The following is a 12,408-nucleotide window of genomic DNA, read 5'->3' on the forward strand; positions in this document are numbered from 1 at the left end:
CCCCACGCCCCTCTGCGAAGCCGCTCGTGGCCGATCATTCCACCATCTCGCACTGAAACCCGTGCCGTTGGGGAATCTCAGCCGGCGGTGGTGAGGGGGTGCGGGCGTAGAGGACGCTGCGGCCGTGGCGGGTGCGGGTGAGGAGGCTGGCGGCGGTGAGGGCGGTCAGGTGGCGGTTGACGGCGCCGGGAGTGACGCCGAGGCGGTGGGCGAGTTCGATGGTGGAGGCGAGGAGGGTGAGGAGGCGGGCGCGGGGTGCGCCGATGAGGTTGGCGAGGGGGGAGGCGGGGACGGGGACGGCGGAGAGGTTCTCGGCCATGGTGGCCTTGCCGCGGGCGGGGTAGGTGAGCAGGGGCGGCCCGCCCTGGATGATGTCGGTCTGGGCGCCGAGGGCGAAGAGGGTGGGCATCAGGCCATGCCGTGGCCGGCGACCTCGATGGTGGTGCCGATGGCCTGGACGGTGGGGTCGTGCAGGCGCAGGACGCCGCTGTGCCAGGAGAGCCGGTGGTCGAGGCCGGCGAAGAGGGCTTCGGCGCCGTGCTCGGAGAGGATCCGGCCGCGGTGGGCGATGTCGGCTTCCAGGACGGAGCGGGCCCTGGGCCACCAGGCGGGGGCGAGGCAGCGGGTCCAGTAGGCGTGCAGGACGTCGACGACGCGGTCAAGGAGGGGGGCCGGGTGATGGTGCTGGACGCGGTGAGCTTCCTCGGTGCGGCGGTGCTGCTGGCGGGCCTACTGGTGGCGGAGGTCGGCCGGGCGGGGGCGAAGGAGCGCTCGGGCCGCCGGACGGCGCTCGCGGACCGGCGTTTCCTGGCGGTGACGGGCCTGCACGCCGTGCTGGAGCTGCAGTTCGCGATGCTGGAGATCGGGATCCCGCTGTGGATCGCGCTGCACACCGGGGCGCCGCGGGCGCTGATCGCGGCGGTCGGCGGGGTCAACTGCCTGGCCGTGGTGCTGTTCCAGGTGCGGGCTGGCCGCGGGGTGACGGATGTGCGGAGCGCGGCGCGGGCGTGCGCCTGGGGCGGGGTGCTGCTGGCGGGGGTGCTGCTGCACAGCCTCGCGGAGCTGCTCACCTCGGTGGGCCCTGACGTGCGCGGGCGCCGACGCAGGTGCGATCGGACGCCGCCGCTGGTCCGCGCGCCCCACGGGGGTGGGCACGTGCAGCAGCCCCGGACCCACCGCGTGGGTCCGGGGCTGTGTCTGCGCGGGCGGCTCACATGCCGGTGCAGGTGTGCCGCGGGTGGTCGAGGCCCCCGATGGCGTCGGCCAGGCTCCAGCCGGTGACCACGAGGAGGAGCGCGGCCGTGCCGAGGAGCAGCGCGGCCGCCACCGTCGGGGCGGTGCCCGGGCGGGTGGTGGGGCGGAGCAGCAGGACGGCGCAGGCCGCGGCCGCGATCTCCAGCAGGGGCGCCGCTCCCAGTGCCGCCCAGGCGCCGACCGTCACGGGGGCGGCCTCCAGGCAGTGGTTGAGCCGCCGGGGTACCGCGTCCAGGTAGGCGTCGTGCCCGTACGCGGCGCAGGCCCAGCCGAGGGCGGCGGCCAGGAGGGCCAGGACGATGGCGGGGGCGAGCCGTCGGCCCGCTGATGTCGTCTCGTTCATCTCAGTACCAGTTCGGTTCGACCCGGACGTAGTGGAGCTTCTGTCGACCCTCGGTCTGCGCCTCGTGGCCGGAGCGCCCGTCCATGCTGACGTTCATCCGCGAGCTGTTGTGCTGGCTGTACCGGATGTCGCCGTCGGGGGTGACCGCGGTGACGACGGCGGTGTGGTGGATGTTGCCGGGTTTGAGGTCGGGGTTGAGGTCGTTGTCGTCCTCCAGGAAGACCAGGTCGCCCGGCTTGACTTCGCCGGGCGGGACCTCGCGGCCGCCGTTGCCGACCATGAAGTCGTGCAGGTTCTGCGCGCCGCCCCAGGCGTGGCTGTGCTGCTGGCCGATGATGCCGAGGCCGAGCCAGCCCGGGTCGCGGCCGCGGTTCCAGGCGTCGCCCTCCAGGGTCCAGTCGCCCTTCATGTGGACGCCGGACTGGAACAGCGCCTCGGAGGCGAAGTTGGTGCAGTTGTTCTCGTCGTCGAAGTCGCCGGAGTCGTCGTTCCAGTGGGCCAGCACCCACTCGACCATCTTCACGCGGTCCCATTTACGGTCCGGGCCGCCGCGCAGGTCCTCCTTGACCGCGTCCGGGACACCGGGGAGGTTGGCGAGCTTCACCGGTTCCGCCAGCTCCAACTGCCGCTGCTGCTCGGGGGTGAGCGAGGCCCACCACCGGGAGACCAGTGCGGGGTCCTTGCCGTCCGGTATGTCGCCAGCGAGCATGGCGAGTTGGATCTGCGAGGCCTCCCCCTGGAGTTGGTCGAGCGCCTTCTCGGGGTCGGTCTCGCAGGTGGCGGCGCCCAGCTTGTGCAGTTCGGCACTGGCCTGCTCGTCGGCCTGGCGGGCTTCCCGGAGGGCTTCCTTGATCAGGTCCGACACCTCGTTCAGGTGGCCGAGGCTCTCGCCAGTGACCTCACCCGTCGTCGAGACGGTCCCGTTCCCGTCCACCTCCAGCCGGTACGCCGAGGCGAGTTCGAGCGCGCGGGTGAGCGCCTGCTGGGCGTACTCGAGGGAGGATGCCAGGCCGTCGACGACCATCGCCACGCCGCGGGTGATGTCGGCGCCTGCTTCCAGGATGTCGGCCTGCTCTCCCAGCTTCTTGCCGGCGGCCTGGCCGACCTTGTCCTGCCAGTCCTCCTTGAGCGGGCCGATCCCGTTGTCGTGCAGGTCGTTGACGGCCTGCCAGGACTCCTTGGAGAGCGCCACCCAGCCTTCGGCGGCGCGGCGCAGCGAGGCGGGGTCGGCCCGGCGGAGAGTCGCGAAGTCGACCACGTCAGACACCTCCGCCGAGGTCGCCGACGGCGAGGTTCAGCCGGCGTACGGATTCCTGCTCGGCGGTGTCGTACGAGTGCGCGGACTGGCGCAGCTGGTCGGCGTAGGTGTGCAACTGCTGGACGACCGCGCTCATGTGGGTCTGCCAGTTGTCGGCACACTCGCGCAGCGCGGGAGCGGAGGCGAAACCGGAGTGCGCGGAGGCGGCGGTCAGGCTGTCGTCCAGCCAGTGGCCGGCGTGGGCGTCCAGCCGGGTGGAGGTCCCGCGGACGGCGTCGGCGGCGGTGTGCAGGCCTGCCGGACGGATGTGGATGTCGTACATGGATTCCCCGTTCCTGCCGTGTGATCGGCGACGGGGAGGACGATCACCGCACCGATCCGGTTCCCGGCGAACGGCGGGAAGCGGACGTGCAGCAGCCCCGGACCCTCGCCGTGGGTCCGGGGCTGTGCCTCCGCAGGCCCGCCGGTGAGCAGGATGGGCCGCGGAGTCCGGGTGGGTCGCCGTCCCTGGCGGCCCACCCGGAGTACGGGGGTTGCGGGCTGGTGCGGAGGGGGTCAGAGCGGGCGGGAGGCGAGTTCCTGCGCGGCGCGCTTGCAGGCGAGCGCGATCTGGTCCTCGTTGACGGTGGTGAGGGTGCCGTTCTCGACGACGGCGTTGCCGTTGACGAAGAGCGCGGCGAGCGGCGGCAGGGCGCCGAGGGTGAGGGCGGCGACCGGGTCGGCGATCGAGGAGTGCATGATGCCGTCGATCTTCCACAGGGCGAGGTCGGCGAGCTTGCCGGTCTCGATGGAGCCGATCTCGTTGTGGCGGCCGAGGACGCGGGCGCCGCCCATGGTGCCCAGGCGCAGGGCCTGACGGCCGGTCAGCGCGGTGGGGTAGCCGTGCAGGCGGTTGATCAGGAGGGCGTTGCGCAGCTCGGTGCCGAGCTCACCGGACTCGTTGGAGGCGGTGCCGTCCACGCCGAGGCCGACCGGCACGCCCGCGCGGAGCATGTCGGGGACGCGGGCGATGCCGGCCGCGAGGCGGGCGTTGGAGGACGGGCAGTGCGCGACACCCGTGCCCGTCTCGGCGAACTTGGCGATGTCGGAGTCGTTCATGTGGACGCAGTGGGCCATCCACACGTCCTCGCCGAGCCAGCCGGTGGACTCGAAGTAGTCGGTGGGGCCCATGCCGAAGAGCTGCTTGCAGAACTCCTCCTCCTCGGCGGTCTCCGAGCCGTGGGTGTGCAGGCGCACGCCCTTGCGGCGGGCGAGCACGGCGGACTCCCGCAGCAGTTCGGTGGAGACGGAGAACGGGGAGCAGGGCGCGATGGCGACGTGCAGCATCGAGCCGAAGGAGGGGTCGTGCCACTTGTCGACGGCCGCCTCGGAGGCGATCAGGATGTCCTCGGTCTTCTCGACCGCGTGGTCCGGCGGCAGGCCGCCGTCCTTCTTGGAGCGGTCCATCGAGCCGCGCAGCGCGGTGAAGCGCATGCCGAGCTGCTGGACGGCCTCGATGGAGGCGCCGAGCACGTCGCCGCCGCCCTGCGGGAAGACGTAGTGGTGGTCGGAGGCGGTGGTGCAGCCGGACTTGAGCAGCGCGGCGGCGGAGCCGAGCGAGGCGGCGTGCACCAGCTTGTCGTCGATCTGCGCCCAGGTCGGGTAGAGGGCGACCAGCCAGTCGAAGAGGATGTCGTCCTGGGCCAGGCCGCGGGTGATCCACTGGTAGAAGTGGTGGTGGGTGTTGACCAGGCCGGGGGTGACCAGGTGGCCCTCGCCGTTGATCCGGCGCACCACGTTGTCCAGCCACGCGGGGGCGGGGCCGTCGCCGACCGACTCGATCGTGTTGCCGAGGATGACGACGTGGCCGCGGGCGTACTCGGTGTCGTTGGCGTCGACGGTGGCGACGGCGACGTTCTCGATCACGATCCGCTGGTCGGCGGGTGGGGGCTGGACTGCCATGGTTGGACTCCAATGGGGGAGGGTGTGCGGCGGGCGCCGACGTGGTGGAACAGCAGGTTGAGCAGGACGGCTGCCAGGCAGCCGGCCGAGATGCCGGAGTGCATCAGGGTCCGTACGGCCTCCGGGAAGGCGTCGTAGAAGGTGGGGGCGGCGATCGGGACGATGCCTATCCCGAGCGACACCGACACCAGGACGGTGTTCCCGCCGGACTCCATCCCCGCCTCGGCGAGGGTGCGGATGCCGCTGGCGGCGACCGTGCCGAAGAGCACGATGCCCGCGCCGCCGAGGACCGGCTGCGGCACCAGGGACACCAGCGACCCGAGGACCGGGAAGAGGCCCAGCAGGATCAGGATGCCTCCGCCCGCCGCCACCACGTAGCGGCTGCGGATCTTCGTGAGCGCCACCAGCCCGATGTTCTGGGCGAAGGCGCTGCAGGCGAAGCCGTTGAAGACCGGGCTGAGCGCGGTGGCCAGCCCGTCGGCCCGCAGACCGGCGGCCAGGGTGGGTTCGTCGGCCTCGCGGTCCACGATCCGTCCGAGCGCCAGCATGTCGGCGGTGGACTCGGTCATCGAGACCACCATGACGATGCAGAGCGAGACGATCGCCGCGGCGTCGAAGACCGGCGCCCCGAAGTGGAAGGGGGAGGGGAGCGCGAAGACCGCGGCGTCCTGGACGGCGCCGAAGTCCGCGAGCCCCAGCGGGAAGGCGGCGGCGGTGCCGATCGCCAGCCCGATGAGCAGGGAGAGCTGCTGCCAGAAGCCGCGCAGCAGCCGGTTGCAGAGCACCACCGCGACCAGGGTGAGCGCGGCGAGGCCGATGGCCCGGACGGAGCCGTAGCCGGGTGCGGACGGGTTGCCGCCGCGTGCCCAGTTGACCGCGACCGGGAGCAGGGACACCCCGATGAGGGTGATCACGGTGCCCTGGACGACCGGGGGGAAGAACCTGATCAGCTTGCAGAAGTACGGCGCCGCGAGGAGGCACAGGGTTCCCGCGACGATCACCGCGCCGAAGATCACCGGAAGGGCGTCCTTCGGGCCGTGCTCCTTGGCGATCGCCAGCATCGGGGCGACGCCGGCGAACGACACGCCGTTGACGAACGGCAGCCGGGCGCCGATCCTCCAGATCCCCAGGGTCTGGAGGAGGGTGGCCAGTCCCGCGGTGAACAGGCTGGCCGAGATCAGCATGGCGAGTTCGCCGGGCGAGAGCCCGACGCCGGCGCCGACGATGAGCGGGGGTGCGACCACGCCCGCGTACATCGCGGCGACGTGCTGCAGCCCGGTGCCGAAGAGCTTCAGCGGGGGCAGCACCTCGTCCACGGGGTGGACCTCGCGGCCGGACGGTGCGTCGGGCCGCGAGGGCTGGTCGGGGTTGGTACCGCCGTCGGTACGGGTGGTGCGGAAATCCATGTCGAGCCCCTCAGTTGTGCTCGTGGGCTCCGGCGCGCCCGTGGCGCTGGAGAGTCCCGAGGGCGGGACGGCGGTGCAAGGGTCCCTCGGGCCGCTTCTCCAGGTCCCCGGGCCGGGTCGCCGAAGGCGAGCGCGGTCTCCGGTGGGTGGGGGGTGGAGAAGGTAGGGCGGGGAGGTCGTCAGGCGACCGGGATGACCGGTACGACGCCCTCGCGGTGCACGGTGCCCTCGATCAGGCCGTACATCCGGTCGGCCGCGTAGTAGACCTCGTTCTCGTTCTTGAGACCGAAGGGCTCCAGGTCGACCAGGAAGTGGTGCTTGTTGGGGAGCTCCAGGCGGACCTCGTCCACCTCGGCGCGGTTGTTCAGCACCCGGGTGCCCATCGCGTGCAGGGTCTGCTGCAGCGAGTAGGAGTAGGTCTCCGCGAAGGCCTCCAGCATGTGGCGCTTCACGTGGTTGTACGAGCGGTTCCAGTTGGGCTGGGCCTCGTCGTCGCGGCCGTTGAAGCCGTACTTCCAACGGGCCGTCACCTGCGTGGCCAGGATGCGGTCGTACGCCTCCTGGAGGGTGGTGTACTTGTCCTTGATGTAGCCCCAGAACTCGGAGTTCGTGGAGTTCATCACGATCAGGTCCTTGAGGCCCGAGATGACCTGGACGTTCTCGCCGTCGTAGACGATCTCGCAGGTGCGGGTCTCCTGGCCGGTGCGGACGAAGGAGTGGCCCACCTCGTCCGCACCGATGAAGCGGGCCGAGGAGTCCGGGGTCTTGATCCGGTCCCAGGCGTACTCCTCGATCCGGATCCGGGCGCTGTGCACGACGCCGCGCTCGGTGTCGTCGACGAAGTGGCGCGCCAGGGTGATGCCGAAGGCCTCGGCCGACTCGATCCCGTACTCCTTGGCGAAGGCGTACACGGTGTTCTTGGTGGTGTCGGTGGGCAGGCAGTTGGCGTTGGAGCCGGTGAGGTGGACGTCCTCGAACTCGCCCTGGAGGGAGACCGAGACGTTGAGGTCCTTGATCTCGTGGCGGGTGGAGTCGCGGTAGATCCGGACGATGCGGTTCTCCGCCTTGCCGTACTGGTTCTGACCGAGCACGTGGGCCATGACGTGGCTCCTAAGCGTTGAGGTCGGTCTACTAGCTTCCGCGGTAGACCGAGTAGCCGAACGGGTTGAGCAGCAGCGGCACGTGGTAGTGGTGCTGCGCGGGCGCGACCGTGAAGACGATCGAGACCTCGGGGAAGAACGGCGTCTCCTCGGACTTCGCCGCGTAGTAGGCGGCGGTGTCGAAGAGCAGCCGGACGACCGAGCCCGCCTCCACGGCCGGCAGGTCCTTGGCCCGGCCGTCGGAGTCCGTGGCGGAGGTGCCGAGCACCTTCCAGCCACCCTCGGTGTGCAGTGCGAGCTCGACCGGGACGCCCTCGGCGGGGCGGCCGACGCTGGTGTCGAGCACGTGCGTGGAGATGCCAGTCATGGGTGGTGATGACCTTAACTGTGGCAGGGAATGACGGTCCGTCGAGTCGGGTCAGGACTCGCCGAGCAGTCGGTCGATCCGAATGTCGTTGATCTTGCGCAGCTCTCCGCGGACGATCTCCGCCTCGGTGGCGGCGTCGTTGGGGAATCGCTCGCGGAGCGAGGCGAGCATGGTGGCCGCGGTGCGGCCGGTCGCGCAGATCAGGAACACGTGGCCGAACTTCGCCTCGTAGGCGGCGTTGGCCTCGTGCAGCTCGTCGAGCAGGGCGGTGTCCGCCCCCTGGATGCCGGACTGCTCGCGCTCGGAGGTGGCGTCGCCGGTCTTCGGCTTGCCGATCCGGGCGTGGCCGGCCATGGCGTCGGCCAGGTCCTGGACGGTCAGCCCGGCCATCGCCTTCGCGTTGGCGTCGAGCAGGGCGTCACGGTCGGACCAGGGCCGGCTCGCCGCGACGGCGGCAGCCCAGGCAGGGCTGGAGCAGATCTCCAGCAGGGTCTCCTGCAGCTCTGCGGCGGGAGCCGCCGCCAGAGCGTCAAGAGCGTCGGGATGCTTGGTCACGGGTGGACCTCCTAAGAGTGGTGCCACCCGGAAAAGCTAGATCGACCACCCCAGGTCGTCAACACTTTGTTGAACTGTTGGTGGTTACGTTTTGCGCCGGGGCCCGTTGCGGCCCCGTGTCGTGTGCGATTCACCAAGTGTGCCCCGGCTCGTGGCCGGTACAGACTGGGCGAAGCCGGACGGGCGCGGGCGTCAGCCCTTCTCCTGCCGGTTGAGGTAGTTGTACACGGTGAACCGGCTGACGCCCAGCGCCGACGCGACCGTCTCCACCCCGTGGCGGACGGTGAAGGCGCCGCGTTCCTCCAGGAGGGCGACCACCCGCTGCTTCTCGGCGCGGTCCAGCTCGGCGAGCGGACGGCCGTCGAACTGGCGGGCCATCTCGGCGAGCAGGCGGTCGAGGGCGCTGCTCAGGTGGGGCAGCCGCACGGCCACCGCCGGCGCGCCGTCCCACTCCAGGACGACGTCCTCGGCCCGGGCCTCGGCGGGCTCGACCGCGGTCGCGCCGACCGCGTCCAGCAGCGGCTTTATCGCCGCTGTGAGCGGGTGTTCCAGGGCGTTGCTCACTGCGTACCCACTCCTTCCGGGGTCTGGTGCTGGTCGTCCTCGCCCTCGGCGAGAACGCTGACCTGGACCGAGATCCGGGTGGCGCCGGCGTCCAGGGTCTCCCGCAGCAGGCGGGTGACCGCGGCCAGTGCCTGCTCGGCCTCGCCCTCCGCGCTGGTGCCGAACGGGCCCACGGAGACCGCGAGGCCCGCCTCGTCCACGGCGCGGCGCGCGGCCTTGGCGTGGTCCGGGAAGCTGTCCAGCTCGAACGGCTCTGTCGTGAACTCAACCATCAATCGCACCTGCTCACTGTAGCGAGGGCGCTGGTCGATCAAACAGTCGACCGGGGGTCTGGCCGGAAGGCTTCGGCGGCTTCAACAAATTGTTGCGAGGCGCTTGACACTCCGTCCGGGGGCAGGACAAGCTTCCACCAGGCAAAATCGCTCTTCCGAATCGTGGAAGTTGCGGATAGGAAGAGAGCGAGAGGTGACCGACGTGACCGCTGCGGCCAAGCACAGCTTCACGATCAACCTGTCCATCCTGTTCACCGAGCTTCCGCTCCTGGAGCGCCCGGCCGCCGCGGCCGCCGCCGGCTTCACCGCCGCCGAGCTGTGGTGGCCCTTCGGTGAGGACCACACCCCGTCGCAGGCCGAGCTGGACGAGCTCCGCAAGGCCTTCACCGACGCGGGCGTGCAGCTCACCGGCATCAACTTCGTCGACGACCTCACCAAGGGCGCCCGCGGCACCGTCTCACTGCCCGCCGAGCGCGAGCGCTTCCGCGAGAACATCCCGGTCACCGTGGGCCTCGCCGAGTCGCTCGGCACCAAGGCGGTCAACGCCCTGTACGGCAACCGGGTGGCCGGCGTCGACCCGGCCGTGCAGGACGAGCTGGCGCTGGAGAACCTCGCGCTCGCCGCCCGGGCCGCCCACGCGGTCGGCGCCGTCCTGCTGGTCGAGGCCCTCAACGGGGCCGAGTCCCCGGACTACCCGCTGGTCAGCGCGGAGGCCGCGGTCGCGGTGGTGGACAAGGTCAACGCCGCCACCGGCCTCGGCAACGCCAAGTTCCTCTGCGACCTCTACCACCTGGCGCGCAACGGCGAGGACCTCGCCGCGGTGATCGACGCCTACGCCGACCGCTTCGGCCACGTGCAGATCGCCGACGTCCCGGCCCGCAACGAGCCCGGCACCGGCGGGCTGGACTTCGAGGACCTCTTCGCCCGCCTCTCGGCCGCCGGTTACACCGGCCGGATCGGCCTCGAGTACAAGCCGTCGAACGGCGTCAGCGCCGACAGCTTCGGGTGGCTCCCGCGCGAGCTGCGCGCCGCCAAGTAACTCCCTCCCCGCTTAGTTAAGGATCACCGCGATGAGCCGCAAGATCGCTTTCATCGGCCTCGGCATCATGGGCAAGCCCATGGCCGTCAACCTGGTCAAGGCCGGCCACCACGTCACCGGCTTCAACCTGGAGCAGTCCGCCATCGACGCCCTGGTCGCGGCCGGCGGCCACGGCGCCACGTCGATCGCCGACGCGGTGAAGGACGCCGAGGTCGTGATCACCATGGTGCCCGCCGACCCGCACGTGGAGCAGGTCATCCTCGGCGAGGGCGGTGTGCTGGAGAACGTGAAGCCGGGCACCCTCGTGGTCGACATGTCCAGCATCACCCCGCAGACCTCGCAGAAGGTCGCCGCCGCGGCCGCCCCCAAGGGCGTGCGCACCCTGGACGCCCCGGTCTCCGGCGGCGAGGCCGGCGCGATCGAGGCCGTCCTGTCGATCATGGTGGGCGGCGAGGCCGCCGACTTCGCCGAGGCCAAGCCGCTGCTCGACGCGCTCGGCACCACGGTGATCCACGTCGGCCCGTCCGGCGCCGGCCAGACCGTGAAGGCCGCCAACCAGCTGATCGTCGCGGTCAACATCCAGGTGCTCGCCGAGGCCGTGGTGTTCCTCGAGAACGCCGGCGTGGACCTCGCCGCCGCCCTGGACGTGCTCGGCGGCGGCCTGGCCGGCTCGACCGTGCTGAACCGCAAGAAGGGCAACATGCTGAACCGCGAGTTCGCTCCCGGCTTCCGCATCGACCTGCACCACAAGGACATGGGCATCGTCACCGACGCCGCCCGCGCCGTGGGTGCCGCCCTGCCGCTCGGCGCCGTGGTGGCCCAGCTGGTCGCCTCCGCCCGCGCCAACGGCGACGGCTCGCTCGACCACTCCGCGCTGCTGCGCGGCGTCGAGCGCCTGTCCGGCCGCGAGGTCAAGTAACAAGCTCCCCCTGGTGGCGTGTACCTGTCCGGTCGTGCCCGCGCCACCAGGGGGCTCGAGTCCCCCTCCCTGCCGAGGGGAGCCCCTCGTACGTCGGAAGCGGGACGAGGGGAACGGCAGGGAGGGGCACCACCCGCCCCACCGGCCCCGCGAAGCAGCAAGAAAGGCGCACGTCTCATGACCGACACCCCCACGCAGGGCCATGTGGTCGTTGCTCCCGACAAGTTCAAGGGGACGCTGGAGGGCGCCGAGGTCGCCGCGCGGATCGCCGCCGGCATCCGGCGCGCCGCGCCCGGCGCGGAGGTCCGGGAACTGCCCGTCGCCGACGGCGGCGAGGGCACCCTCGCGGCGGCGCTCGCCGCGGGCTTCACCCGCGTCCCGGTCAAGGTCGCCGGCCCCACCGGCCTCCCGGTGGACGCCGCCATCGCGCTGCGCGAGGACACCGCCGTGGTCGAGCTCGCCCAGGCCTCCGGCCTGGCCCGGCTCCCCGGCGGACGCACCGCCCCGCTCGCGGCCGGCTCGTACGGCGTCGGCCAGCTGATCGCCAAGGCGGTCAGGCTCGGCGCCACCCGGATCGTGCTCGGCCTCGGCGGCAGCGCGTGCACCGACGGCGGCGCGGGCATGGTCCAGGCGCTCGGCGCCGGCCTGTACGACTCCGACGGCACCGAACTCGCCCCCGGTGGGGCGGCCCTGCGCCGCCTGGACCGGATCGACCTCGGCCCGCTCGCCGACGGTCTCGGCGGGGTGCGGATCGTGGTGGCCTGCGACGTGGACAACCCGCTGCTCGGCACCCGCGGCGCCACCGCCGTCTACGGACCGCAGAAGGGCGCCGGCCCCGAGGACCTGCTGGTCCTGGAGGGGGGCCTGACCCGCTGGGCCGACGCGGTGCACGCGGCGACCGGCCAGGACTACCGCAACGCCCCCGGCGCCGGGGCGGCAGGAGGCGTCGGCTTCGCCGCGCTGGCCCTGCTGGGCGCCACCATGCGACCCGGCATCGAGCTGCTGCTCGAACTGCTGGGTTTCGACGAGGCTGTGCGTGGGGCGCGTCTCGTCGTGACCGGCGAGGGGTGCCTGGACGCGCAGACGCTCCACGGCAAGGCCCCCGCCGGCGTCGCCGCGGCGGCCACCCGGGCGGGGGTTCGGGTGGCCGCAGTGGCGGGGAGGCTGGAGCTGTCGGAGGACGAGTGGCGCACGGCGGGCTTCACCGCGGCGCTCGCGCTCACCGATCTGGCCGAGCAGCCGGGCGATTCGATGACCAGGGCAGCCGAGTTGGCAGAGGTCGCGGGGGAGCGGCTGGCGGCCGAGCTGCTGGTGCGTTGAGGCCGCCCGGCCGCTTGTGGATTCCTACATTGACGTTTTGTTGAAGGCGGGCCTAGGCTCCGAGCAATCC

15 protein-coding genes are annotated in these 12,408 nt (G+C 71.8%); 4 read left to right on the plus strand and 11 right to left on the minus strand.

Annotated features, from left to right (window positions below):
• Positions 1 to 34: 34 nt before the first annotated feature.
• Entirely contained in the window at positions 35 to 409 is a 375-nt protein-coding gene (locus ABEB06_RS29200; RefSeq protein ID WP_345699883.1) for an ArsR/SmtB family transcription factor, read from the minus strand.
• 227 nt (positions 410 to 636) lie between these two features.
• Between ABEB06_RS29200 and ABEB06_RS29205 the strand changes: the two genes are divergently transcribed.
• Positions 637 to 1,281 (plus strand): MFS transporter, encoded by a 645-nt coding sequence (locus ABEB06_RS29205; protein ID WP_345699884.1) that lies wholly within the window; start codon positions 637 to 639, stop codon positions 1,279 to 1,281.
• Here the strand turns inward: ABEB06_RS29205 and ABEB06_RS29210 are convergent.
• The 10 genes from ABEB06_RS29210 to ABEB06_RS29255 all read right to left on the minus strand — a co-directional run bounded on the left by ABEB06_RS29210 (position 1,211) and on the right by ABEB06_RS29255 (position 9,069).
• Entirely contained in the window at positions 1,211 to 1,597 is a 387-nt protein-coding gene (locus tag ABEB06_RS29210; RefSeq protein ID WP_345699885.1) for a hypothetical protein, read from the minus strand. The genes ABEB06_RS29205 and ABEB06_RS29210 overlap by 71 nt on opposite strands.
• A gap of 1 nt (position 1,598) precedes the next feature.
• On the minus strand, positions 1,599 to 2,855 hold the full coding sequence (locus ABEB06_RS29215; RefSeq protein WP_345699886.1) for an amidase domain-containing protein: 1,257 nt from the start codon (positions 2,853 to 2,855) through the stop codon (positions 1,599 to 1,601).
• Between the two features lies 1 nt (position 2,856).
• Complete coding sequence (locus ABEB06_RS29220; protein ID WP_345699887.1) at positions 2,857 to 3,177, minus strand: WXG100 family type VII secretion target; 321 nt, start codon at positions 3,175 to 3,177, stop codon at positions 2,857 to 2,859.
• Positions 3,178 to 3,410: 233 nt separating this feature from the next.
• Positions 3,411 to 4,796 (minus strand): 8-oxoguanine deaminase, encoded by a 1,386-nt coding sequence (locus ABEB06_RS29225; protein ID WP_345699888.1) that lies wholly within the window; start codon positions 4,794 to 4,796, stop codon positions 3,411 to 3,413.
• Positions 4,757 to 6,202 (minus strand): nucleobase:cation symporter-2 family protein, encoded by a 1,446-nt coding sequence (locus tag ABEB06_RS29230; RefSeq protein WP_345699889.1) that lies wholly within the window; start codon positions 6,200 to 6,202, stop codon positions 4,757 to 4,759. Before ABEB06_RS29230 ends, ABEB06_RS29225 begins: the two co-directional genes overlap by 40 nt.
• 179 nt (positions 6,203 to 6,381) lie before the next feature.
• Complete coding sequence (pucL, locus tag ABEB06_RS29235) at positions 6,382 to 7,302, minus strand: factor-independent urate hydroxylase (protein WP_345699890.1); 921 nt, start codon at positions 7,300 to 7,302, stop codon at positions 6,382 to 6,384.
• Between the two features lie 31 nt (positions 7,303 to 7,333).
• Positions 7,334 to 7,669, minus strand: a complete 336-nt coding sequence (gene uraH / locus ABEB06_RS29240; RefSeq protein WP_345699891.1) for a hydroxyisourate hydrolase — start codon at positions 7,667 to 7,669, stop codon at positions 7,334 to 7,336.
• A 51-nt stretch (positions 7,670 to 7,720) separates the two neighbouring features.
• Complete coding sequence (uraD, locus tag ABEB06_RS29245) at positions 7,721 to 8,224, minus strand: 2-oxo-4-hydroxy-4-carboxy-5-ureidoimidazoline decarboxylase (protein WP_345699892.1); 504 nt, start codon at positions 8,222 to 8,224, stop codon at positions 7,721 to 7,723.
• Between the two features lie 192 nt (positions 8,225 to 8,416).
• Positions 8,417 to 8,788 carry a helix-turn-helix domain-containing protein gene (locus ABEB06_RS29250; RefSeq protein ID WP_345699893.1) on the minus strand — a complete coding sequence of 124 codons (372 nt, stop codon included), beginning with the start codon at positions 8,786 to 8,788 and terminating at the stop codon, positions 8,417 to 8,419.
• Positions 8,785 to 9,069 (minus strand): thiamine-binding protein, encoded by a 285-nt coding sequence (locus ABEB06_RS29255; protein ID WP_425559714.1) that lies wholly within the window; start codon positions 9,067 to 9,069, stop codon positions 8,785 to 8,787. The genes ABEB06_RS29250 and ABEB06_RS29255 overlap by 4 nt, the downstream gene beginning before the upstream one ends.
• A gap of 184 nt (positions 9,070 to 9,253) precedes the next feature.
• On the opposite strand from ABEB06_RS29255, the gene ABEB06_RS29260 reads away from it, so the two are divergent.
• The 3 genes from ABEB06_RS29260 to ABEB06_RS29270 all read left to right on the plus strand — a co-directional run bounded on the left by ABEB06_RS29260 (position 9,254) and on the right by ABEB06_RS29270 (position 12,338).
• Positions 9,254 to 10,099 (plus strand): TIM barrel protein, encoded by an 846-nt coding sequence (locus ABEB06_RS29260; RefSeq protein ID WP_345699895.1) that lies wholly within the window; start codon positions 9,254 to 9,256, stop codon positions 10,097 to 10,099.
• A gap of 31 nt (positions 10,100 to 10,130) precedes the next feature.
• Entirely contained in the window at positions 10,131 to 11,018 is an 888-nt protein-coding gene (locus ABEB06_RS29265; protein WP_345699896.1) for a 2-hydroxy-3-oxopropionate reductase, read from the plus strand.
• A gap of 177 nt (positions 11,019 to 11,195) precedes the next feature.
• On the plus strand, positions 11,196 to 12,338 hold the full coding sequence (locus ABEB06_RS29270) for a glycerate kinase (protein WP_345699897.1): 1,143 nt from the start codon (positions 11,196 to 11,198) through the stop codon (positions 12,336 to 12,338).
• Positions 12,339 to 12,408: the final 70 nt, after the last annotated feature.

It is taken from the genome of Kitasatospora terrestris (genome assembly GCF_039542905.1).
Classification (GTDB): Bacteria; Actinomycetota; Actinomycetes; order Streptomycetales; family Streptomycetaceae; genus Kitasatospora; species Kitasatospora terrestris.